The following is a 22,389-nucleotide window of genomic DNA, read 5'->3' on the forward strand; positions in this document are numbered from 1 at the left end:
CCGGCACGTCACCGATCTTCGGCAGGCGAAGCCTCCTACGCTCGGTGATGGAGAACCGGGCGTTCTTGGTGAAGCGGATCGCCTGCCGGTTGTCCTTCTTCGACCGGAACCGGGGCGGGGCGACCTTCGGCCCCTTCCGCTTGCCCGTGACCGAGTCGAAGAAGTTCCGGTACGCCTTGTTCAGGTCGGCGAGCGCCTGCTGTAACACCACGGCGGACACCTCGCCAAGCCAGGAACGCTCGGGGGTCTTCTTCGCGTCAGTGATGACCCGCTTGGACAACTCGCCATCGGAGACGTATGGCAGCCCGGCCGCCTGGGCGTCGGTTCGTGCGCGCAGGCCGTCGTTGTAAACGACCCGTGCGCACCCGAACGCCCGTGCCAGCGCGGCACGCTGACCCGGCGTCGGGTGGAGACGGAAGTTGTACCTGAGCTGCACACCATGCTATTACCGAAAGTGCATGAATGATTACAGCGAGACATCGGAACGCTTGGTTTCGTGACAGAGTTCCGGCATCGGGTGTTCACCGGTGCTCACCTGGAGTGCATGGAGCAGACCATGCGGGGCGTCTGCGCCGACTTCGAGTGCGAACTGGCGCAGTTCAACGGCGCGGCCACCAATGTGCATCTGCTGGTGAACTTCCCGCCCAAGGTCGCCCTTTCCCGGTTCGTCAACAGTATCGAAGGCGTCTCCGCCCGCCGGATGCGAACCGAGTTCCCCGAGGCTGGCCCGCCCCATTGCAGGGCGAACAAGCTACGGTCGGGCTCCTACTTCGCCGGGAGTGGGGGCGGCGCACCGATCAGCGTCCTGTGCCGGTTACATCGACCAACACAACCGCCCTGGCTGATCTGCCAAGGCACCGATCCGCCTGGCGGCGGGATCGGCTTTCCCTGCCCCGCTACCCGGGAGAGCCCGCTTCACGCCCGGCCTGAAGCCGGAGCACTGCGGACGAATCCGGTAGCACGGGCGGGCGGGGCCCGCCCGGATGCAGGCCGAAAGCCGACCTGCTTATGACGACTTCATGGCAAGCGGGCTTGTACTGTTGAAGCAGGTCCTCGGGAGAGGGCGAGAGACTTTTTCGATAAGGACGCGGATGGGGGAACCGCGTCCGGAAAGCGGGGGACCCGCCGGTGCCTTTGGGGAGGGCATTCCTGGCGGAACCGCTTTGATCCGGAGCCGGGCAGTTGGGGGACTGCCCGGCTCCGGCATGTTCCGGCCCAGTCTGTCCGGCCTGTCCGACGGAAGACCGCCCCTTCCCCGCACGCCTCCGCCGCGACCCTCCGCGTACGCCGCCGACCGCTTCGCCGACGGGTCGGGCCGCCTCACCTGTGGGTCCGCCCGGTCGTTCGTCGTGCGGACTGTCGCCTGCCCTCCATGACCGTCGGCTCGTGCGCGCCTGCGCTCCTCCGCTCCGCCGCCTCGCGACGGGCGCGCCTCGCCGGGCGGGGATCGCGGCGCTTTACCTTCATGAAGAAGCGCCCGCGGCGGATCGCCCGGGATGCCCGGCGTCGCCGACGTCGCCGCCGACTAAACAAGCGGACACGTAGATCTTCCGCGTGGTATGCCGGGTTTACTTTGCTTCGTCCTGACTCGTCCTGTAGTGTCCTATTTGTTGCCGCCGACCGGTGGCTGGATTGGACTTGGGGAGGAGATCACGGTGGGCGACCCCGCCCGGATCTCCGGCCCAGGACGCTTCGGATCCCACGTCTGACTCACGACGGCCTTCCGGCCGATCGCCATAGCTTCAGCGCACACGCCTCCGGGTGGTCGATCTGTCCCGCCCGGACACGTGGCCCGTCACCGTGACCCGCCGTAGCGCGGCTCCCTTGATGACGCTTGGCCATCCACTGTCGTCTCACGAAAGATCCCCAGCCTTGATGAAGACTCTGTCCGACCTGCGTGGCAAGCGACGGGTCACCGCCGTGGCCACGCTCGCCGGCGCCGCGGTGCTGGTCACGTCCCTCGTGGCCGCCGCCCCCGCGCCCGCGGAGCCGCCGGTCGGGGAAGCCGTCAACCTCTCCAGCATCGTCCCCATGCACGAGGAGGTCCTGTACGCGGGGGCCACCACGGGTTCGTACTTCTGGGACGACGCGTCGGGCCGCCAGGGAGACACCGGATTGCCGGCGATCGGCAAGCCGATGCAGAAGGGCCTGTTCGCCAGCCCGAGCTGGCCGCTCGGCACCGAGGGCTACATCATGTACAAGGGCCGCAAGGCCAAGTTCTTCATCGGCGACCGCGGGCCGGGCATCCCCTCCGAGAGCGGCGTTATGCTGGACATCGACGGCAAGACCTTCGCCGAGCTCACCGGCACCACCTGGAACGAGAACACGCTGACCGTCAGCGGCAGCGCGGGCCACATCCCGATCCAGTACGTCATCACGAAGTGGGGCGACGGGCCCGGCCTGCGCGGCGAGCCCGCTCCCTTCTCCAGCGGCGCCTGGCGGGGCTGAGCGGCCCGGGTGATCCCCGCATCCGGCGATGTGCGCGACCTGCGCGGGACTGCTAAGGTTACGGACATCGCGGGCGCCGCTAGCTCAGTTGGTTAGAGCAGCTGACTCTTAATCAGCGGGTCCGGGGTTCGAGTCCCTGGCGGCGCACAAGATGTGATCAGGCCCGGCATCCGGTATGGATGCCGGGCCTGATTCGTTCCGCGCTCCGGGCCGGTGTCCGCACGGGTTGCCCGGTTTGTCTAAGATGCGTATGGGGTGCCGGGAAGTCTGGTCGGCTGTCGCCGACCCGACCCCGGAAACGGAGCCTCATGAGCGCGCCCCGCCGTACCCCTCTCCGCCGCACCCCTCTCCGCCGCACCCCTCTTCTCGGCCCCGGGTCCTGGACCGAGACCCGCCGGATCGCCGACATCCTGCGGCAGGAGACCATCGGCGGCGCGCTGCTGCTGGTGGCCGCGCTCGCGGCCCTCGTGTGGGCCAACTCGCCCTGGTCGGCCGGATACGAGACGCTGCGGTCGGTCCGGGTGGGGCCCGGGGCGCTGCACCTCGACCTCAGCCTCGCGACCTGGGCCGCCGACGGGCTCCTGGCGATCTTCTTCTTCGTCGCCGGGCTGGAACTGAAGCGCGAGTTCGTCGCGGGCGACCTGCGCGATCCCCGGCGGGCCGCGGTGCCGGTCGTGGCGGCGGTCGGCGGCGTGGTCGTGCCCGCGTTGCTGTACCTGCTGGTGAACACGCTGCTCAACCCCGGCATGGATGGCGCGCTGCGGGGCTGGGCGGTGCCGACCGCCACCGACATCGCCTTCGCGTTGGCGGTGCTCGCCGTGGTGGGCAGGAACCTCCCGTCGGCCCTGCGCACGTTCCTCCTCACCCTCGCGGTCGTCGACGACCTGCTCGCCATCGCGATCATCGCGGTCTTCTACACCTCGCACCTGGCGCCGCTCCCGCTGCTCGCGGCGCTGCTCCCGCTGGGCCTGTTCGCCGTGCTCGTACGGCGCGGGGTGCGCGCGTGGTGGCTGCTGGCGCCGCTCGCCGCGGTCACCTGGGCCCTGGTGCACGCGTCGGGCGTACACGCCACGGTGGCCGGCGTGCTGCTCGCCTTCACCGTCCCCGTCCATCGGGCCACCGGAGATGCCACCGGCAAGGGTCCCGGGGAAGGCGCAGGGGAGAGCTCGGGGGAGGGCGCGGGCCCGGCCGAGCACTTCGAGCACCGGTTCCGGCCGCTCTCCGCCGGAGTGGCGGTGCCGCTGTTCGCCTTCCTGTCGGCCGGGGTGGCGCTCGGAGGCCCCGGCGGCCTGCCGGGACTGCTCACCGACGGCGTGCCTCTCGGCGTCGTCGCCGGGCTCGTCGCCGGCAAGCCGCTCGGCATCACGGCGGCCACGTGGCTCGTCGCGCGGTTCACCCGGGCCGACATCGACGACGGTCTGGCCTGGGTGGACATCGTGGGCGTGGCGATCCTGTCCGGCATCGGGTTCACGGTGTCGCTGCTCATCGGCGAGCTCGCGTTCGGCGCCGGACCCACGTGGGACGGCCAGGTCAAGGTCGCGGTGCTGACCGGGTCCCTGGCCGCGGCGCTGCTGGCCACGGTGATCCTTCGCCTGCGCGACCGCGTCTACCGCCGGATCGCCGAAACCGAAGCCCGGGCCGAGGCGGAGGCACGGGCCGCCGCCGCGCCCACCGGGTGACGGGTCACCACACGAAACGGCTCACCAGGTGCAACGGGTCACCAGGTGACGGGGAGCGCCTCGATCCCTCCGGTCAGTGTGCCGCTCCGCGCCTCCAGTTCCTCGTACGGCGCGGCGAGCGCGAGTGTGGGGAAGCGCGCGAACAGGGCGCCGAAGACGGCGTTGAGCTCGATCCGCGCCAGGCCCGACCCCAGGCAGTGGTGCGGGCCGTGGCCGAAGCCGATGTGCGGCCGCGGATCACGCCGGCGGATGTCGAACTTCTCCGGGTCGGGGTAGACGCGCTCGTCCCGGTTGGCCGCGTGGATCGCCAGCGCCACCAGCTCACCCTCGCGGATGCGCACCCCGCCGACCTCGACGTCCGCGTGCGCGTAACGGATCAGGCCGTGCTGGCTCGGCGCGCCGAACCGCATGATCTCCTCGACGGCGGCGTCGAGGAGGGAGGGATCCCGTAGCAGCGCGTCGCGCTCGGCGGGGTTGCGCAGGAACAGCAGGACGCCGTAGTCGATCTGGTTGACCGTGGTCTCGTGGCCGGCGAACAGCAGGCCGCCCGCGATCCTGGCGATGTCCTCCTCCGGCAGCGAGGCGTTCGCCAGGTCGGTGTAGACGTCCTCGCCGGGGTTCTCGCGCTTGGCCTTCACGATCTCGTAGGTGTAGGCGTTCAGCTCCATCTGCGCGTCGGCGGAGCGGGCGAGGTCGGTGAGGTCGGTCATCGCCTCGGCCACGGCCCGGAACCTGTCCCGATCCTCGTACGGCACGCCGAGAAGCTCGCAGATCACCTGGATGGGGAGCGGGAGCGACAGCCCCGCGTGCAGGTCGGCCGGCGGACCCTGCTCGGCGAGCGCGTCGAGGAGGTTCCCGACGAGCGCCCGCACGCCGTCCGACAGGGCGCGCATGCGCCGGGCCGAGAACGCGGGGGACAGCAGGCGCCGCATCTCCTTGTGGATGATCCGCTCGGTGGCGTAGTCGCCGGTCGGGCCGCCGAGCAGGACGTTGTTGGACATCCGGGCCGCCGTCTCGGGGGCGGGGTGGGAGCGGCCGAGCCTGTCGTCGCCGAACACCTGCCGGATCTCGTCGTAGCCGGTGACGAGCCACGCCTCGTCCCCGGTGTGGGTTCGGACCCTGGCGATCGGCGCGCTGGCGCGCAGCTCGCCGAAATACGGAGAAATATCCAGTATGTCCGGCCGATCGAACGGCAGTCGTGGCAGTTCGGGCATGGGCGGCCTTCCCTTCGGCATGGGCGTGGACCACTCGAATCTCCCCCCTGACCGCATGATTGACAAGGTAGTAAAAGCGTGTCCGGTGTGACAGGAGAGCGGACGTTTGCCTCAGGCCACATCCCGTTCCTCCGGGTTCCGCCGCAGAACGTCAGCGCGGAACGTCAGCGTCGCGCCCGGGCGAGGCATGGGACGGATGGGACGGGAGGAACCGGGATCAGGTGGTGGTGAAGTCACCGCAGCCCGGGGGGAGATCTTCGCCCGGGCCGCGGTGGCGGGCCCTCCGGATGGGGGAGATGGCCTCTCACTACCAATCGTGTCCGGATGAGCACATCGTTGTCTCCCGGCACCGAGCCTGGAGGTGGTGACGAGTGCGGTTCTCCGCCGAGGACGCTGCGTACAGACAACTGAGCAGCGAGTACGCCGGCCGCTGGTCGGTCTGGAGAAGCGACGCCGGCCGTTGGTACGCGACCCGCATGACGCGGTCGCTGTCCAGAATCGAGATGGACCGCGGCCTGATCATGACCGCCTGCGGAGAGAGCGCGGAGGAACTGCGCGCGCTTCTCATGGTCCAGGAAGGACTGGCGGGCCAGCCGCTCCCCTCCTCCTGACAGCCGCGACAGCCGCGCCGCCGGCGATGGACCGGGCGCGGTGCGGGCAGGGCGCGGGGCGGGGGTGGGCAGGGGGTGGGCAGGGTGCGGACGCGCGCGGGCAGGTGCCGGTAAGGCGGGATTAGCGGGAAAACAGGTGGGAAGATCGGGTTCATGACTGAACCGGAGGCCCGCCGACCCGTCCCCCCGACCGGTGCGGAGCACGTCATCGCCGCGCACGGCTACCGGGCGGTCGTCACCGAGGTGGGCGCGGGCATGCGTGCTCTCACGTTTCGGGACCGGCCGCTGGTCATGTCGTACCCGGAGGGCAAGCCACCCGTGGGCGGCGCCGGGCAGTTGCTGCTCCCGTGGCCGAACCGGGTCAGGAACGGCCGGTACGACGCGGACGGCGAGACGAGGCAGCTCGCGATCACCGAGCCGCGGACCGGCAACGCCGCGCACGGCTTCACCCGCGTGCTGCCCTGGACGGTCCTGGACGCCGCCGACGATTCGGTCAGGCTCGGGCTGCGGCTGTTCCCCCAGCCCGGCTATCCGCACGTGCTCGACCTCACGGCGTCGTACGCGCTGGGCGAGGCGGGCCTGGAGGTCGAGGTGTCGGCGGTCAACGTGGGGGAGGGCGTCGCGCCGTACGGCATGGGCGCGCATCCCTACCTCACGCTCGGCGAGGACGCCGCGCCGGAAACCGGGCACGGCACCGAGCACGGCACCGGACACGGCGCCGTGGACGAGGCGGTGCTGGAACTGCCCGCGGCCGAGTGGGCGCCGGTGGACGAGCAGCAGATCCCGGTCGGCCGCCGGACGGTCGAGGGCACCGAGTACGACTTCCGGGCGGGACGCCGCATCGGCGGCGTCGTGCTCGACACCCCCTTCACGAACCTGGAGCGCGACTCCGGAGGCCGGGTGCGGGCGCGTCTCAGGACCGCCGACGGCTCCCGGGGCGTGGAGCTGTGGGGCGGGCCGGGCATCGAGTGGCTCCAGGTCTTCACCGGAGACACGCTCGCCGCGCCGTACCGGCGTTCGGGGGTCGCGGTCGAGCCGATGAGCTGCCCGCCGAACGCCTTCGCGACCGGGGAGTGCCTGCTGCGCCTGGCGCCGGGCGAGCGGGCCGCGCACCGGTGGGGGATCACCGCCCTGCCCGCGGACGGGGCCTGACCAGCCGTCCGGAGAGGCCCTGCGCTTTCCAAGTGGGCACGGCGGATTCCGGTCCGCGCCAAACGGAAGAGACGGATGTGGTTGATTTCAGCTACTTTCATGGCCACTCGTGCGGCCGGTGAGGACGCCGGCGCGGCGCCGGGCCGCCCCGCGTTCCTGTGATCCACACCCCTAGCTGCGGCGACGGCGTCCGGAGGCCGGTCGTGCCGCCGCCGCGATCTCCGTGCGCATCACAGATCGGGCATTGACCGGAAACAATCTTGTTTCTTTGAATTCACATGACCACGTTGCGTACCGTATCTTGAGTCGTGGGAGCGCTCCCATAGCCTTAAGGAGGCGCGCGTGTCTCTCCCCTTCGGTGCCGCGCCGGTTGACCCGGCCCCCGTCTGGACCGCCGAGTGCCTCCTGCCCGCCGTCGGCGCGAGTGTGGCGACCGCGCGTTCCCTCGTACGTCGTGAGCTCGGCCGATGGGGCCTGGACGCGCTGGTCGACGACTGCTGCCTGATCGTGAGCGAGCTCGCCTCCAACGTCGTACGGCACGGCGGCAACGTCTTCACTCTCCGGCTCGGCAGCAACGGCTGCTGGGTGTACGGCGAGGTGTTCGACCAGGGCGACGGAGTGCCGTCCCAGCGCGACGCCGACCCCGAGTCGGTGAGCGGCCGCGGGCTGCTCATCGTGGACGAGCTCGCCGACGACTGGGGCGTGGCCGCCTCGGGCCGGGGCGGCAAGACCGTCTGGTTCCTGGCCGGGACGGGCAGCCGGTCGCTGCTGCCCGTCGTTCCGCACCAGTCGCGCATCGCCGTCTGCTGACGAGCGGCCGCCTCGCCGCCCTCCTCACCGTCCCTCGGGCGCTCCTCCGGAGACCCGCGCCCCGTCCAGGTGGGCCAGCACCGCGTTCGTGAGCTCCTCCGGGGTGTGCGCCGCGGGGTCCAGGGTCAGGTCCGCCACCTCCTGGAAGCCCGGCAGCCGCAGGTCGCGCTGCTCGGTCAGCATGCGCACCAGGTCGGGCTTGAAATGCGGCCGGTGGGGGCTCGACTTCATCCGCTCGGCGAGGACCTCCGGCGGGCCGTCGAGGAACACCACGAACGCTGGGGCCAGCGCCTTGCGCGTCTCGGGGTCCTCGACCGTGCTGGCCGCGGCGGCGATCACCGGCGAGCGGTCGTCCGTCAGCGCGTCGCGCAGCACCAGTGCCTCGCGCGCGTGCAACTCGTCGGGGCCCAGATCCGCCGCGATCACGGCGGCGGTCGTGCCGTACCTGGCTTCGAGATCGGCGTCGCTGTCGCGCATGGGGCGGTCGAGGGCGGCGGCGAGCAGCCGTGCGACGGTGCTTTTGCCCGCGCCCATGAGTCCCATGACCACGACGGGGGTATCGGTCATGTTCGCCATGCTGCCCCATACTCCCGCTGGCATGCGACGTTTGGAATCCGTGGAGAGGATAGAGCAGAAGGCGAAGGAGGAAGCCATGACCATCGCCGGAAGCATCATCCTCATCATGTTGGGGGCCATCCTCACCTGGGCGGTCGACTTCACGCTCGCGGGTCTCGACATCCAGGTCATCGGAGTGATCCTGATGGTGGGCGGCCTCGCCGGGCTGCTCTTCGGGATCTGGCGCATGACGACGCTGCGCCGCCGGACCACCGTCACCGCCGCCGCCCCCGTCGACGTCACCGCCACCCATCGCCGGGTGTACGAGGAGCGGCGCTACGACGACCCCATCTAAGACTCCATCTGACCCCTCCGCCCGACTTCTGCTGGTCTGAAGGGAGGCCTGGACATGCCGGGACGTAAGGAACTGCCCTCGACCCTGGAGCGCTCGCCGAAGGAGGCCCAGGAGACCTGGATCAAGGCGCACGACTCCGCCGTCGAGACGTATGGCGAGGGCGAGCGTGCCCACCGCACGGCGTTCTCCGCGCTCAAGCACTCCTTCGAGAAGGTGGGCGACCACTGGGAGAAGAAGAAGGGGCGCGGGCCGTCGGACGAGCAGGCGAAGAAGAGCACCCCCAAGCCGGGCAAGACGGCCGAGGGCGTCGACGCGAACGCCTCCAAGCAGCACCTGTACGACGTCGCCACCCGTCTCGGCATCCCGGGCCGCTCCAAGATGACCAAGGACGAACTCGTGGACGCCATCAAGAAGGCCAACCGCAGGGCGACCGCCAAGGCGCGCTGACCTCTGCCGTGCGCCGCCGGCCGCCCCTGGGAAGGGGCCGCCGGCGGCGCTCTCACGTGTACGGCGCCAGGTCGGGGTCGCGTTCCCCGCGGGGGTGATGTGCCGGCCCGTCTCCGGGCTCGCCCGCGACACGGCAGGCGCGTCGCGGACCACCCGCCCGGACGCCGACGGCCCGCGCCCTCGCCGCCCACCGCTGACGTCGTTCAGGGGAGCAGGGCGAGAACGGCATCCCGGATGGCGGTCCTGTCGATGCCCGCGTCCCGGAGCTGGTCGGCGAAGCCCGCGCTTCCGGGCATCCGCGCCACGGCCAGCTTGCGCACCGGCACCGGGTTCTCCGCGAGGGCCGAGAGCACGGCGTCGCCCAGGCCGCCCTCCGGCCAGTGGTCCTCCACCGTGACGACCCTGCCCGTGGCGGTGGCCATCGCGACGAGTTCGGGCGAGTCGAGCGGCTTGACGGAGTAGGCGTCGATGACGGTGACGGAGACGCCGTCCCCGGCGAGCAGGTCGGCCGCGGCCAGGGCCTCGTGCACGGTGACGCCCGCGGCCACGATCGTCGCCTGGCCGCCGGTGCGCAGGACCTTGCACCCGCCCACGGGGAACTCCTCGTCGGGGCCGTAGATCACCGGGGTCTCACCCCTGGTGGTGCGCAGGTAGCGGATGCCCTCCAGACCGGCCATGTCCGCGACCAGCCGGGCCGTCTGGTTCGCGTCGCACGGATACAGCACGGTGCTGCCGTGCACCGCGCGGAAGGCCGCGAGGTCCTCCAGGCCCATCTGGGAGGGGCCGTCCTCGCCGATGGACACGCCGCCGTGCGAGCCGACGAGGCAGAGCCCGGCCCGGCTCACCGCGGCCATCCGGACGAAGTCGTACGCTCTGGTCAGAAAGGCGGCGAAGGTCGCGACGTACGGGGTCCAGCCGCGTGCCTGCATGCCCGTCGCGGCGGCCACCATCTGCTGCTCGGCGATGTAGAACTCGAAGAAGCGCTCCGGATGCGCCTTGGCGAACGTCTCCAGCTTCGTCGAGTCGGCCACCTCGCCGTCGAGCGCGACCACGTCACCCCGGGCCGTGCCGAGCGCGGCCAGGGCCTCGCCGAAGGCGGTCCGCGTCGCCACCTCGTCGCCGAGCTCGTACTTCGGCAGGACGAGCGGGCCGCCGGCGTACCGGTACGGCGCGCCCTGGGAGGCGGGCGGGGTCATCGGCACGGTCAGCGGCGAGCGGGGGCCGCCGAGCTCGCCGAGCGCCTGCTCGGCGTCGGCCAGCGGCTTGCCGTGCTTGCCCTCGCGGTCCTCGACGGCCGACACCCCGCGGCCCTTGCAGGTCCTGGCGATGATCGCCGTGGGGCGGCGCCGGGTGGCCCGGGCGTCCGCGAGCGCGTAGTCGATCTGGCCGGGGTCGTGGCCGTCGATCTCGATGGTGTGCCAGCCGAAGGCGCCGAGCCTGGCGGCGTACGCGCCGAGGTCCCAGCCGTGCCGGGTGGGACCGCGCTGGCCGAGCCGGTTCACGTCGACGATCACGGTGAGGTTGTTCAGCCCCTCGTGCCCGGCGTGCTCGAAGGCCTCCCACATCGATCCCTCGGCGAGCTCGCTGTCGCCGCACAGCACCCACACGTGGTTCGGGAGGCGGTCCAGCCGGCGCGCGGTCAGCGCCAGCCCCACGCCGACGGGCAGGCCGAATCCCAGCGAACCGGTGGCCACGTCGACGAACGGCACATCCGGCGTCGGATGCCCCTCCAGACGGCTGCCGCGCCTGCGGAAGGTCAGCAGCTCCTCGTCGGACACGACGCCCATGGCCTTGAGCATGGCGTACAGGAGGGGGGAGGCGTGCCCCTTGGAGAAGACCAGGTGGTCGTTGGCCGGATCGGCCGGGTTCTCGACGTTCACGCGGAGCTGCCGCGCGAGCAGCACGGCCATCAGCTCGGCGGCCGACATCGAGGACGTGGGGTGCCCCGAGCCGGCGGCAGCGGCGGCCCGCACCGAGTCCACCCGGAGCTGGGACGCGAGTTCGCACAGGAACCGGTAGTCAAGCTCGTCCATCGTCCTCGACTACCCGGGTACGCCCCTTCATATCGCCAGAAATGGGGCGTACCCGATATATCAGTGCTTCCCGTCAGCGGCGGCTCAGGCCGACACCGGCGACGGCGGCGGCCCCGAGGGCGGCGACCGCGACCAGGCCGCGGTGCTGCGACATCCACACCTGGACGCTCCGGCTGTGCGAACGCCGGTCGAAACCGCCGTGCGCACCGTAGTCCTTGTCCTCGTCGGCGGGCTCCCACAGGTTGGAGATGCCGGTCGGCGCCTTGTCGGAGGTGAGCTGCGACTTCACGCCGGTCCTGGCGAGGTAGCGGTCGAGCAGGGCGGGCACCGCCCGCTGCCCCATGATCGTGGCCGCGGTCATCCCGCCGACCCAGTACTCCTTCCGCTCCGGGTGCTCGGCGGCGTGGACGATCGCCCGCGCCGCCACCTCCGGCTGGTAGATCGGCGGCACCGGCTGGGCGTGGCGCCGCATGCGGTTCAGCCCCCAGTCGAACTGCGGGGTGTTCAGCGCCGGCAGCTGCACCATCGTGATCTTCACGCCGGAGTCCTCGGCGAGCAGCTCCGTCCGCACCGACTCGGTGAAGCCGCTGATGGCGTGCTTGGCCCCGCAGTACGCCGACTGCAGCGGGATCGACCGGTAGGCGAGGGCCGAACCCGCCTGCACGATCGCGCCCTTGTCCCGCGGCTTCATCAGCTCCAGAGCCACCCGGGTGCCCCACACGTAGCCGAGATAGGTCACCTTGGTCTCGCGTTCGTACTCCTCCGGGGTGATCTGGAGGAACGGCGCGAAGACCGTCGTGAAGGCGATGTTGATCCAGACGTCGATCGGCCCGAGCTCGGCCTCGGCCTGCTGGGCGGCCGCGCGGACCTGGTCGTAGTCGGAGACGTCGGCGGCGAAGACCTTCCCGGTTCCGCCCTCGGCTCCGACGTCGACGGCGGCGCCCGCCAGGCCCGCCTCCCCGCGCGCGATGAGGGCCACCTTCGCGCCCTCGGCTCCGAGCTCCCTGACCACGGCGCGGCCCACCCCGCCGCTCGCCCCGGTCACCACCACGACCTTGTCCCGCAGGCTCACCTCGTCATCCTCTCGATTGCGGCCCGCCGCCGAGTTTCCTCTGCCTGCGCACGGCGAAGAGCATGACGGCCCCGGTGGCCGCCATGATCGCCAGGACGACCCCCGTCAGCCACCACAGGCGGCCGACGAAGGAGAGCACCAGTACGGCGAAGCAGAAGACCAGAGCGAACGACCCGATGCGGACGTAGATGACGTCCATCGGGGTCGCCTCGACCATGGGCTTTCCGGTCGGCGAACGTTGTTCTTCGGTCATGAACGGCCCCCTACCCTCGAATCCTGTTCACTATCGCGGTCGTCGACCTGTCCGGGACGTACCCGAGCACCCGCACCTCGCCGCCGAGCTCCCTGACCAGGTCGGCCTCGGGCAGCAGGTCGGGGTGGTAGTCGCCGCCCTTGACGTACACGTCGGGCCGGACCATCCGCAGCAGCTCGACCGGGCTGTCCTCGTCGAAGACGGTGATGTAGTCGACGCAGCCCATCGCGGCGAGCACCGCGACCCGGTCCTCGCAGCGGTTGATCGGCCGTCCCGGCCCTTTCAGCCGGGCCACCCCGGCGTCGCCGTTGACCGCCACGACCAGCACGTCGCCCAGCCGGGCGGCCTCCTCCAGGCAGGCCACGTGGCCGCGGTGCAGCACGTCGAAGCAGCCGTTGGTGAACACGACGCGCCGGCCCTCGGCTCGGTCGCGCTCCAGGCAGGCGGCCAGCCGCCCGGGCGGCAGCGCGACGTCGGGCCGCAGCGCCTGGGCCAGGTCCTCGCGGGTGCACACGGCCGTGCCCGGACGGCGCACCACCACGCTCGCGGCCGCCTGCGCGATGTCCGCGGCCCGCTCCGGGACGGCGCCGGCCGCGAGGCCCAGGGAGAACGCGGCGGTGAACGTGTCGCCCGCGCCGATGCTCATCGTGTCGGGCGCGGGGCTCGCGAACGTGCGGTGCGGCTCGCGGCCGCGCCGGTGCAGGAGCGTCCCCTGGCCGTCCAGAGTGGTGACCACCAGTTCCGCGCCGGTGGCCTCGACGATCTCCTCCGACCGCGCGGACAGGAAGGCGACCCGGTCGTGGTCACCGCCCTCGCCGAGCAGCCGCACGACCTCGCCGTAGTTGGGCAGCACGGCCTTCGGGCGGCACTCCCGCCAGGCCGCGACGTCGTGGGCGTCCACCACGAGGACCGGCGCCCCCCGGGAGCCGTCGCTCTGCTCGACGCTGAGGTCGCACAGCAGCCGGCGTACGGCCGGGGTGCAGACGCCGCCGCCGTAGTCGCAGGCGACGATGACGTCCGCGTGCGCCGCCAGCCGGGTGATCTGGTCGAGGAGCTCGCGCTCGGCCGCCTCGGGCAGCGGCGCGTCGTCCTCCTCGTCGTACCGGGCCACGATCTGGCCGTCGGTCAGCACCCGGCGCTTGACGGGCGTGCGCAGGCTCCGCACGATGACCAGGCCCTCGATGTCGAGCCGTCCCAGGGTCGCGTTGAGCGTCGCTCCCGCGGGGTCGGCTCCGGTGACGCCGACCATGTGGACCCGTGCGCCGAGAGCGGCGAGGTTCACGGCCGTGTTGGCGGCGCCGCCCGGCTGGTCCTCGATCCGCTCGATGGTCACGACCGGGACCGGGGCCTCCTGGGCCATCCGCTTGGTGCGCCCCCGCAGCCACGAGTCGAGCATCACGTCCCCGACGACGACGGCTGTGACTTCACCGAAGCGGCCCAGCGTCTCTTCCGTCATACCAGGGCGGCTACCCCGGCGGACGCAGGGAAAACAACAGTCACGCCAGGCCCGGCCGGCCGGTTTGGCAGGCCGGCACGAGGGTAACCGGGAGCAGACCGCTCCACACGAGCGCCCCGCCGGTGGTCAGCCGGCGGGCCGGACGGAACGGGGGTGTCTTATGGACGAGGAGAGGACGCGGGAAACCAGAGGCGGTCCGTGCCCATGAGCGCGTTGCTCGTCGAAGGCGTCGAGCGGATCGCCGTGCTGCGGGCCAACGCGCTCGGCGACCTGCTGCTGGCCCTGCCCGCGATCGGGGCGCTGCGCCGGGCGTACCCGGCGGCGAAGATCACCCTGCTGGGGCGCGAGTGGCACGCGAAGTTCCTCCGGGGCCGCCCCGGCCCGGTGGACGAGGTCGTGCCCCTGCCGCCCATCTCCGGCGTCTCCTCCCCGGCGGACGGGACCGCCGCCCCCGAGGAGCTGTACGAGGACCTCCGCGAGCGCAGGTTCGACCTGGCCGTCCAGATGCACGGCGGCGGACGCAACTCCAACCCGTTCATCCGCCGCCTCGGCGCGCGGCTGACGGCCGGGCTGCGCACCCCCGACGCCGAACCGCTCGACCGCTGGGTGCCGTACGTCCACTACCAGCACGAGACGCTGCGCTACCTGGAGGTCGCGGGCCTGCTCGGCGCGGCGACCAGCGAGATCGAACCGACGGTCGAGGTCGTCAGGGAGGACTGGGCCGAGCTCAACCGCACGCTGGGAAAGGTGCCGCGGGGCCTGGTGGCGATCCATCCCGGCGCGCGCGACCGGCGCAGGCGCTGGCCGCCGGAGAGGTTCGCGGAGGTCGCCGACCGGCTCGGGCGGCCCGTGGTGGTGACGGGCGTCGAGGAGGAGCGCGAGCTCGTCGAGAAGGTCGTCGCCCAGATGCAGGCGCCGGCGAGAGCCGTGATCGGGGAGCTGTCCCTCGGCGGGCTCACCGCGTTGTACGCCGCCTGCGACCTGCTCGTCTCCAACGACACCGGGCCACGGCACCTGGCCGCGGCGACCGGCACGCCCACGGTCGGCGTCTACTGGTGCGGCAACATGATCAACTGGGGTCCGCTGAGCAGGGGCCATCACCGGCCGCTCATCTCCTGGACGTCGCGTTGCCCGGTCTGCGGCGCGGGCGCGACCAAGGACGGCATGCGGGAATGCGGCCACCGGGACGTCTCCTGGGTCGCCGACGTCGGCGTCGACGACGTGCTCGAACAGGCTTGGGACCTGCTGCGATGAGCACGGCCGCGGCCGAGGTGCTCCAGGCGCCGCCCGTCGAGCTGCGGCCCAGCGACCCGGCCGAGCCGGGCATCAGGCGCCGTCGCCGGGGGCGCGGGTTCAGCTACATCTGGGCCTCCGGCCGGCCCGTGCGCGACCGCGCCGCGCTGCTCCGGATCAGGGCCCTCGCGATACCGCCGGCCTGGACCGACGTCTGGATCTGCGCCCGTCCGGACGGCCACCTGCAGGCGGTGGGGACCGACTCCGCCGGCCGGCGGCAGTACCGCTACCACGACGAGTGGCGCAGGCAGCAGGACGAGGCCAAGTTCGACCACGTGCTGGAGATCGCCGAGCGGCTCCCCGAGTTCCGGGAACGGGTCGCGCGGGACCTGCGCGGCGAGGGGCTGGGCCGCGAACGGGTGCTGGCCACGGCCGCCCGGATGCTCGACATCGGCTTCTTCCGGGTCGGCGGCGAGGAGTACACCGACTCCTACGGCCTGGCCACGCTCAAGACCTCGCACGTGAAGTGCGGAGACGGCAGGGTCGTGTGCCGCTATCTCGCCAAGGGCCGCAAGGAGCGGGAACAGGTGCTCGACGACGCCGAGGTCTGCGGGGTCCTGACCGCGCTGTCGAAGGGACACCGTGGCGAACTGCTGCGCTACCGGGCCGGCGAGACGGGCGGTGAGGCGGGCGGGGGAGCCTGGGTCGACGTGCGCAGCGCCGACATCAACGCCTATCTCAAGGACGCCTTCGGCACCGACGTGTCGGCCAAGGACTTCCGCACCTGGCACGCCACCGTGCTCGCGGCCGTGGGGCTCGCCGTCTCCCGGCCGGTGCGCAGCGGCGCCGGTCGCAAGCGCGCGGTGTCCAGGGTCATGAAGGAGGTGTCGGAGTATCTCGGCAACACCCCGTCGGTGTGCCGCGCCTCCTACGTGGACCCGCGTCTCGTCGCGCTGTACGAGAGGGGCCGGACCATCCCGCTCGAACGGCTGGCCGAGGACGCCGAAGGCGGGCTCGCCACCCACGGACCGGTCGAGCGGGCCGTCATCGAGCTCCTGCGCAAGGCGCCGTCCCGGCGGTCGGCCCGGCGCCGGCGCCGTACGGGCCGCCGGGCCGCCTGATCGCCGGTCACTTCGCGGAGCGGCCTCGGACAGGGCCGCCTCGACAGGGCCGCCTCCACCGTTCTGTTCGGGGCCGCCTCGCACGTCGTCGGGCGAGGCGGCACGTCGAGCGGGGCGGCGGTCAGCGGACCCCCGCCCCGAGGGCTCGTACGGCGGCGTCGATGACCTGGCCGGCCGAGATCACGCCGGCGTCGCCGGATTCATGCAGCACCGGGTGCCGGCGGCCGTCCGGAGGCGACACCAGCACCGAGGGCGTCCGGTAGGCCGCGGCGAGCCGCGTCAGCGCGACGTCGCCGCTGATCACCAGCCGGGCCCCGGCGACCAGGGCGCACAGCTGCCGCAGCGACGTGCGGCCCGCCAGCACGATCTGCGGCGGCAGCACCGCCCGGGTCGCCACGAGCAGCGCCATCGGCCGCTCGCGCAGGCTCCCCGTGATGACGACGGGCAGGCCGTCCTCCGACAGTCGCCGCGCCACCGTGGCGAAGCGCTCCGCGGGCCAGCGCAGCGACGTGCCGCCCGCTCCCGGATGGATCACGACGGCCCCCGGCGCCGGGCTGGCCGTCAGCGGCGTGGGCAGGGTCGTGTCCTCCGGGTCGGCCGGCACGCCGTACCACCGCAGCAGACGGCACCAGCGCAGCACCTCGTGCTCGCCCGGTTGCCACCACGGCCCCCTGACCCAGGGCACGTCCCGGTTCGCGTACGCCCACAGGCGGTCGACGCCCCTGCCCTCGTGCCGCAGGTTCAGCAGGACGCGGTGACTGCGCGGTCCCCGGCCGTGCAGGTTCACGGCGAGGTCGGGCAGGAGCGGGGGATGCGCGGCGTCCTCCTCGCCCGGCCCGGGCCACGTCAGCGGCGCGAGCCCGCGGGCGGGCAGGATGCGGTCCACGGCGCCGGTGAGCGCCGCCAGCTCGCTCAGCTCCGGCGGGCAGGCGAGGACGACCCGCAGCCCGTGCCGGCGCAGGGCGCGCAGCGCCGGCACCACGCTGAGCAGACCTTCGATCCCGTCCGAGCGCAGCACGAGGGCCGTGGACGTCACCGGCTCACCTCCGGGGGGCGACGCGGCTCACGACGCGCTCCGGTCGAGGTGACGGGCGGGCAGCACCTGGTCGTAGGCGGCCAGCGTCTCTCCGGCGATCCGGCTCCAGTTGTACCTGGCCCGGGCGCGGTCCGCCCCGGCGATGCCGTACGCCGTGCGCCGCACCGGGTCGTCGATCAGCCGGCGCAGCGCCCTGGCCAGCACGGTGGGGCGGCGGGGCGGCACGAGGACGCCGGTCACGTTGTTGACGACGGTCTCCCGCTGCCCGCCGACGGCCGAGGCGACGACCGGGACGCCGCAGGCCATGGCCTCCAGCGCCACCATGCCGAACGGCTCGTACCACGGGACGGACACGACCGCGGTGGCCGAGCGCATCAGCGCGGGAAGCTTCTCCCGCTCGACCCGGCCGAGGAAGCGGACCCGGTCGGAGACCCCCGCCTGGGCGGCGAGCCAGCGCAGCCGGGTGACCTCGGGGTCGCGGTGCAGTTCGGCCGCCGGCGGGCCGCCCGCGACGACCAGTTCGGCGTCCCTGAGGTACTGCAGGGCGAGGATCGTCGTCTCCACACCCTTGCGCGGCACCAGCCTGCCCACCGACAGCAGGCGCGGGCGGCCCGGCCGCTCCAGCGGCCGCACGTGGGGGTTGAAGGCGGTCACGTCGACGCCGCAGGGGACCACCCGGGCGGTCCGGCGCGGCACCCGCAGGCGGATCAGCTCGTCCACCTCGTCGCCGCAGGTCGCGATGACGGCGTCCACGCGCCGCCCGATCTCGGCCTCCGCTTCCACGCGGTCGCGCGGGCTCGTGTCGGCGGGGCCCTGGTGGCGCCGCTTGACGCTGCCGAGCGCGTGGTAGGTGTGCACGACGGGGATCCGCAGCTTCTCCGCCGCCGCGAGCGCGGCGAGGCCGCTCATCCAGAAGTGGCTGTGCACGACGTCGGGCCGGTCGAACAGCCACCGGTCGTGCAGCCATTTTCCGAAGTGGGGAACCCACGGAAGGATCTCGTCCTTCGGGAGCTCGGAGGCGGGGCCGGCGGGAACGTGGACGACGTCCACACCGGGGGCGAAGGCGACGGTCTCCGCGAGGTCCTCGCGGTCCCTGCGCGTGTAGACGGTGACCTCGTGGCCGGCTCGGGCGAGCTCGCGGGCGAGCGCGGCGACGTGCACGTTCTGGCCGCCCGCGTCGACCCCGCCGAGCGTGGCGAGTGGGCTGGCATGCTCCGAGACCATGGCGATCTTCACTGGGGGTTCCTCCATGAGCGGCAGTGGCGGGTACCCGGCTCGGGAGTCAAGGAGTCCAGGTGAACGGGCCCGGCGACCGGCGGCGCGTCAGGAAGCGGTCGCGTACGGCGGGCCCTTGCGGGCGAGGGGCGGAGGGCGGGCCCTGGGCCCGTGAGCGGCAGAGCGCACGCTGGATGTGCGGCGCCGGGGGCGGCCGTCAGGAAGGCCGCGGCGTGGGAGCCGTCGGAGAGGCGGGGGAGCCAGGTGCCGACACCGATGTGTTCCGTGCCCGCGGCGGTTCTTTCAGGGCGGGGGGAAGACGGGTCGCACGGTCCCAAGACGGTCCTCCAACATGGCATGCTCACGCCAAGGAGGTACCTGCGTCTTAGGCACCAGGAATATCGACAACCATAACCCCTCGGGGGCCCGCCAAACCAGTGCTTGCGCCGAGGAAGGCCAGTGGGTTTCGCCGGAGGAGGCCAGGGCAGCGCTCATCTAAAAGGCTTAGGGGGTCGGAAATGGAGACGCCGCACTACGTCGCGGCCCGCGTGCAGCGGGCTCTCGCGGAGGACGAACGGACCACCGAGCTGGGCATCCGGGTCGACGTCCGGGGAGAGCAGGTCTACCTGCGCGGGCAGGTGTCCTGCGACGAGCGGCGGCACCAGATCGAGAACGTCGCCCGCGAAGCGGCTCCGGGCCTGCACGTCCACAACGAGATCACTCTGGTGGAGGTGCGGGAGCCGGGAGAGGAGGAACACCTGTGAGGGAGTTGCGCATCGCCGCCGTGGCGGACATCCACCTGGGCGAGGACCTGCGCGGCCACTACCGCAAGAAGATCGAGGGCATCGAGCGCCGGGCCGACGTGCTGCTCGTGGGGGGCGACCTCACCAGGCACGGCACGATCGCCGAGGGCCGGGTCGTCGCGGAGGAGCTGAGCGGCCTGCCGATTCCGGTCGTCGCCGTGCTCGGCAACCACGACTACCACTCCGACCACAACCAGGAGATCGTCGACGTCCTGCGGGACGCGGGCATCACCGTGCTGGACGACGAGGGCGCCGTCGTCCCCGTCGACGGCGTACGGCTGGGCGTCGCCGGCGGCAAGGGCTTCGGCGGCGGCTTCGCCGGGAAGTGCGCCAGCGAGTTCGGGGAGCCGGAGACGAAGGCGTTCGTCCGGCACACCAAGGACATCGCCGAGAGATGGCGGCGGGCGCTGAAGGAGCTGGACGCCGACCACAAGATCGTGCTCAGCCACTACTCCCCGGTCAAGGACACACTGATGGGCGAGCCTCCGGAGATCTATCCGTTCCTCGGCAGCTACATGCTGGCCGAGGCGGCGGACGCGGAGGGCGCCGACCTGTTCATCCACGGGCACGCGCACGCGGGCACGGAGAAGGGCGTCACCCCGGGAGGCATCCGGGTGCGCAACGTCGCCCTGCCGGTCATCAAGCACGCCTACACCGTCTACTGCCTCAACGGCGACGACTGCTGAGCGGCCGCCGCCGAGTCACCGCCGGGCGAGTGGACGGCGGGCCCGGCGGACGTCCGCCGGACACGGAACGGCGACCGGTTTCGCAACCGGTCGCCGTTCCGTGTCAGGTCGAATACGCCAGATCAGGGTGTACGCGGCTAGGGATTGAAGATGCTGACACCCCCGGGGCCGATGAGGAACCCGAGGACGATGAGGACGATCCCCCAGAGGATGTCCCGACGGGCCAGGATGACGTAGATCCCGGCGATGACCAGTACCACGGCGATGATCCAAAGCAGAGTAGCCATGGCCCTCCACTGCCCTCGCGAGGGGGCACGTAACATCATCCAGTCCTGGGCCCCATTGAATTTGCGGCCATAGCGCACATTGTTACGTTTGCTTGACCTGATTCGGGCATGTGGTGATAAATGACCACTTTCGGATATTTTCTGTCGAGTGAGGAACACGATCCCAAGGAGCTCGTACGGCAGGCGAAAATGGCCGAGGAGGCCGGTTTCGAGGCCCTGTGGATCTCCGACCACTATCACCCCTGGCTGGACGAGCAGGGGGAGAGCTCATTCGTGTGGTCCGTCATCGGGGCCGTCTCGCAGGCCACCTCACTGCCGGTGACGACCGCGGTCACCTGCCCGATCACCCGCATCCATCCGCCGGCGAGGCGCTCAACGAGCACATCCTCGGCGACCAGTGGCCCCCGGCCGAGGAACGGCAGCGGATGCTGGAGGAGGCCGTCGACGTCATCCGGGAGCTGTGGACGGGTGAGCTGGTGACGTACCACGGGGAAGCGGGGCAGGAACGGAACTTGCGGGTTCGAAAGCCTGTGGAGACCAGGTAAAACCACTTCGGTGGCACAGGTCGCTGAAGCGGGAAGCAACAGAAGTGCCGCGCCCGCGGCACAGACTGAATCTCTGGCATTCCATGCCGGGGAGCGCGTCAAATCTCGGGCTTCGGGCCTAAGTCGGTCGAGCTCGCCGGCCGGCTGGGCGACGGATACATCCGCACCGCTCGGGCGGGCGACATGATGGGCTGAAGGACGGGCGGTAGGCCGCCCGTACGACGTGGAGCGCGACCGCGGCGGACCGCCGGCCGCGCTCCATCAGCCCGTCTTCAGGCGTCGTTCCTGACCAGGCGCAGCGACAGCAGCGGCTGGACGAACCACAGCCAGGCGCAGAGCAGCGCCACTCCCGTCCCGACCACCGCGGCGGGCCAGGCGCTGGTCAGCGCGTCCACGACCAGAGCGGTGGCGCAGGCCATGGCGACGGCCAGGGACAGCGCCCCGGCCACGCCCAGCCGGTTGGCGCGGCGCAGCAGCAGTTCCTTGAGCCCCGACCGGAACAGGATGCGGTGCTGGGTCGCCGGAGCGATCGTGCAGATCGATGCGAAGGCCGCGCTGATGACGGCGATGTAGAACAACCAGTTCCCGGTCGTGTCGATCTTGTTGAAACCGGAGGAGAACGGCAGCGTCAGCAGGAACGCGAACAGCACCTGCACGCCCGTCGCGGCGACCCGGAGACCCTGCAGCAGCTCGCCGAGCTCGCGGTCGACCCGCTCCTTCGGGCTTTCGTCGGCGTTCTCCAGCGGTTCGAGCACTTCGCTCATCAGAATCCTCCGGGGGAACCCCTGCCTTCAGGCGGGGGAGGATTGGATGGAGTCCCCACCCTTCAGGGAGGGGAGGATGTCAGTCGGCGGCTTTCATGAGCCGGACGTAGGCGAACTGGAGCCAGTCGGAGATCGCCACGGCCGCCATGGTCGCGCCCGCGAGCCGGGTCAGCCGGGGAAAGAACACCGTGCCCGCGGCGTAGCCGGTCGCCACCCACTGGGACAGGCAGAACGGGCAGGTCAGCAGCTCGCCCACGGCGTGCTGCAGCCCGTGGCCGCGGACCTTCTCGCTCAGCTCGGCCGGGCCGGAGACGCCCTCGTAGCGGGTGAAGGGGGCGCGTATCGGGCTGGTCACCGGGTCTTTGGCCAGTGTCCGTGAGAGCCGGTGCGTGAACAGCCCCATAAGCGCGAGGTCCATCGGGCTGATCTTCTCGGGCGGCTTCCGGCCGGTCAGCCTGGCCGTGGCCAGCAACGCGGAAACGGCCCCGCCGTACACCGCGAGAACCCGTGTGTACGAGGAGAGCGGACGGTTCTCCCCGCCCTCGTAGGCGCGCTTGATCTCCTGCAGGGTCTCGGTCATGAGCGCGCCCTACCCCCGATTGTTTGCGGCGAAC

24 protein-coding genes, 1 tRNA gene and 1 pseudogene are annotated in these 22,389 nt (G+C 71.8%); 14 read left to right on the plus strand and 12 right to left on the minus strand.

The window, feature by feature from the left end:
* Positions 1-436 (minus strand): RNA-guided endonuclease InsQ/TnpB family protein (locus Mam01_RS05810; RefSeq protein ID WP_204284395.1); only part of this gene is annotated, 436 nt, incomplete at its 3' end.
* 60 nt (positions 437-496) lie between these two features.
* Here Mam01_RS05810 and tnpA point away from each other — a divergent pair.
* The 4 genes from tnpA to nhaA all read left to right on the plus strand — a co-directional run bounded on the left by tnpA (position 497) and on the right by nhaA (position 4,127).
* Positions 497-1,012: an IS200/IS605 family transposase gene (gene tnpA / locus Mam01_RS05815; protein ID WP_204284396.1), complete on the plus strand. Its 516-nt coding sequence runs from the start codon at positions 497-499 to the stop codon at positions 1,010-1,012.
* Positions 1,013-1,875: 863 nt separating this feature from the next.
* The gene (locus Mam01_RS05820; RefSeq protein WP_204284397.1) at positions 1,876-2,448 is read left to right on the plus strand and encodes a hypothetical protein; all 573 of its coding nucleotides are present in this window, start codon (positions 1,876-1,878) and stop codon (positions 2,446-2,448) included.
* Positions 2,449-2,521: 73 nt separating this feature from the next.
* Positions 2,522-2,595: transfer RNA gene (locus Mam01_RS05825), tRNA-Lys, on the plus strand.
* Between the two features lie 161 nt (positions 2,596-2,756).
* Complete coding sequence (nhaA, locus tag Mam01_RS05830; protein ID WP_204284398.1) at positions 2,757-4,127, plus strand: Na+/H+ antiporter NhaA; 1,371 nt, start codon at positions 2,757-2,759, stop codon at positions 4,125-4,127.
* 38 nt (positions 4,128-4,165) lie between these two features.
* On the opposite strand, the gene Mam01_RS05835 is transcribed toward nhaA, so the two are convergent.
* The gene (locus Mam01_RS05835) at positions 4,166-5,341 is read right to left on the minus strand and encodes a cytochrome P450 (protein ID WP_204284399.1); all 1,176 of its coding nucleotides are present in this window, start codon (positions 5,339-5,341) and stop codon (positions 4,166-4,168) included.
* Positions 5,342-5,817: 476 nt separating this feature from the next.
* Here Mam01_RS05835 and Mam01_RS37225 point away from each other — a divergent pair, with 476 nt between their 5' ends.
* From Mam01_RS37225 to Mam01_RS05845, 3 genes are all read left to right on the plus strand, one after another.
* A complete protein-coding gene (locus tag Mam01_RS37225) occupies positions 5,818-5,952 on the plus strand; it encodes a hypothetical protein (RefSeq protein ID WP_275408904.1) in 135 nt (44 codons plus the stop codon).
* A gap of 153 nt (positions 5,953-6,105) precedes the next feature.
* On the plus strand, positions 6,106-7,104 hold the full coding sequence (locus Mam01_RS05840; RefSeq protein WP_204284400.1) for an aldose 1-epimerase family protein: 999 nt from the start codon (positions 6,106-6,108) through the stop codon (positions 7,102-7,104).
* 342 nt (positions 7,105-7,446) lie between these two features.
* Positions 7,447-7,914, plus strand: a complete 468-nt coding sequence (locus Mam01_RS05845) for an ATP-binding protein (RefSeq protein ID WP_204284401.1) — start codon at positions 7,447-7,449, stop codon at positions 7,912-7,914.
* Positions 7,915-7,938: 24 nt separating this feature from the next.
* Here the strand turns inward: Mam01_RS05845 and Mam01_RS05850 are convergent, their stop codons facing one another.
* The gene (locus tag Mam01_RS05850; RefSeq protein WP_204284402.1) at positions 7,939-8,481 is read right to left on the minus strand and encodes a shikimate kinase; all 543 of its coding nucleotides are present in this window, start codon (positions 8,479-8,481) and stop codon (positions 7,939-7,941) included.
* A gap of 85 nt (positions 8,482-8,566) precedes the next feature.
* On the opposite strand from Mam01_RS05850, the gene Mam01_RS05855 reads away from it, so the two are divergent.
* Positions 8,567-8,824: a DUF6458 family protein gene (locus Mam01_RS05855; RefSeq protein WP_150935397.1), complete on the plus strand. Its 258-nt coding sequence runs from the start codon at positions 8,567-8,569 to the stop codon at positions 8,822-8,824.
* A 54-nt stretch (positions 8,825-8,878) separates the two neighbouring features.
* Positions 8,879-9,271 (plus strand): ChaB family protein, encoded by a 393-nt coding sequence (locus Mam01_RS05860; protein ID WP_150935396.1) that lies wholly within the window; start codon positions 8,879-8,881, stop codon positions 9,269-9,271.
* A 203-nt stretch (positions 9,272-9,474) separates the two neighbouring features.
* Here the strand turns inward: Mam01_RS05860 and Mam01_RS05865 are convergent, their stop codons facing one another.
* From Mam01_RS05865 to rfaE2, 4 genes are all read right to left on the minus strand, one after another.
* On the minus strand, positions 9,475-11,304 hold the full coding sequence (locus Mam01_RS05865; RefSeq protein WP_204284403.1) for a transketolase: 1,830 nt from the start codon (positions 11,302-11,304) through the stop codon (positions 9,475-9,477).
* A gap of 73 nt (positions 11,305-11,377) precedes the next feature.
* Complete coding sequence (locus Mam01_RS05870) at positions 11,378-12,370, minus strand: SDR family oxidoreductase (protein WP_204284679.1); 993 nt, start codon at positions 12,368-12,370, stop codon at positions 11,378-11,380.
* Between the two features lie 10 nt (positions 12,371-12,380).
* A complete protein-coding gene (locus Mam01_RS05875; RefSeq protein WP_204284404.1) occupies positions 12,381-12,629 on the minus strand; it encodes a hypothetical protein in 249 nt (82 codons plus the stop codon).
* A gap of 10 nt (positions 12,630-12,639) precedes the next feature.
* A complete protein-coding gene (gene rfaE2 / locus Mam01_RS05880; protein WP_204284405.1) occupies positions 12,640-14,085 on the minus strand; it encodes a D-glycero-beta-D-manno-heptose 1-phosphate adenylyltransferase in 1,446 nt (481 codons plus the stop codon).
* A gap of 204 nt (positions 14,086-14,289) precedes the next feature.
* Here rfaE2 and Mam01_RS05885 point away from each other — a divergent pair, with 204 nt between their 5' ends.
* Both Mam01_RS05885 and Mam01_RS05890 read left to right on the plus strand, forming a co-directional pair.
* Positions 14,290-15,339 (plus strand): glycosyltransferase family 9 protein, encoded by a 1,050-nt coding sequence (locus tag Mam01_RS05885; protein WP_204284406.1) that lies wholly within the window; start codon positions 14,290-14,292, stop codon positions 15,337-15,339.
* Positions 15,336-16,439, plus strand: coding sequence for a DNA topoisomerase IB (locus Mam01_RS05890; RefSeq protein WP_204284407.1), 1,104 nt, complete (start codon positions 15,336-15,338; stop codon positions 16,437-16,439). Before Mam01_RS05885 ends, Mam01_RS05890 begins: the two co-directional genes overlap by 4 nt.
* Before the next feature lie 121 nt (positions 16,440-16,560).
* Here the strand turns inward: Mam01_RS05890 and Mam01_RS05895 are convergent, their stop codons facing one another.
* Together Mam01_RS05895 and Mam01_RS05900 are read right to left on the minus strand one after the other, a co-directional pair.
* Positions 16,561-17,475 (minus strand): glycosyltransferase family 9 protein, encoded by a 915-nt coding sequence (locus tag Mam01_RS05895; RefSeq protein WP_204284408.1) that lies wholly within the window; start codon positions 17,473-17,475, stop codon positions 16,561-16,563.
* A 27-nt stretch (positions 17,476-17,502) separates the two neighbouring features.
* Positions 17,503-18,726: a glycosyltransferase gene (locus tag Mam01_RS05900; RefSeq protein WP_239101061.1), complete on the minus strand. Its 1,224-nt coding sequence runs from the start codon at positions 18,724-18,726 to the stop codon at positions 17,503-17,505.
* 482 nt (positions 18,727-19,208) lie between these two features.
* Between Mam01_RS05900 and Mam01_RS05905 the strand changes: the two genes are divergently transcribed.
* Both Mam01_RS05905 and Mam01_RS05910 read left to right on the plus strand, forming a co-directional pair.
* Complete coding sequence (locus Mam01_RS05905; protein ID WP_150935389.1) at positions 19,209-19,454, plus strand: BON domain-containing protein; 246 nt, start codon at positions 19,209-19,211, stop codon at positions 19,452-19,454.
* Positions 19,451-20,179: a metallophosphoesterase family protein gene (locus Mam01_RS05910; protein ID WP_204284409.1), complete on the plus strand. Its 729-nt coding sequence runs from the start codon at positions 19,451-19,453 to the stop codon at positions 20,177-20,179. Before Mam01_RS05905 ends, Mam01_RS05910 begins: the two co-directional genes overlap by 4 nt.
* A 137-nt stretch (positions 20,180-20,316) precedes the next feature.
* Here Mam01_RS05910 and Mam01_RS05915 read toward each other — a convergent pair whose 3' ends face one another.
* Positions 20,317-20,466, minus strand: coding sequence for a GPGG-motif small membrane protein (locus Mam01_RS05915; protein ID WP_165900798.1), 150 nt, complete (start codon positions 20,464-20,466; stop codon positions 20,317-20,319).
* Positions 20,467-20,586: 120 nt separating this feature from the next.
* On the opposite strand from Mam01_RS05915, the pseudogene Mam01_RS05920 reads away from it, so the two are divergent.
* Positions 20,587-20,960: pseudogene (locus Mam01_RS05920) on the plus strand (LLM class flavin-dependent oxidoreductase); the annotation flags it as partial.
* Between the two features lie 323 nt (positions 20,961-21,283).
* Here Mam01_RS05920 and Mam01_RS05925 read toward each other — a convergent pair.
* Both Mam01_RS05925 and Mam01_RS05930 read right to left on the minus strand, forming a co-directional pair.
* Positions 21,284-21,775 (minus strand): DUF6328 family protein, encoded by a 492-nt coding sequence (locus Mam01_RS05925; RefSeq protein WP_204284410.1) that lies wholly within the window; start codon positions 21,773-21,775, stop codon positions 21,284-21,286.
* 79 nt (positions 21,776-21,854) lie between these two features.
* The gene (locus Mam01_RS05930) at positions 21,855-22,355 is read right to left on the minus strand and encodes a DUF1360 domain-containing protein (protein ID WP_150935387.1); all 501 of its coding nucleotides are present in this window, start codon (positions 22,353-22,355) and stop codon (positions 21,855-21,857) included.
* Positions 22,356-22,389: the final 34 nt, after the last annotated feature.

Source organism: Microbispora amethystogenes (genome assembly GCF_016863015.1).
Classification (GTDB): Bacteria; Actinomycetota; Actinomycetes; order Streptosporangiales; family Streptosporangiaceae; genus Microbispora; species Microbispora amethystogenes.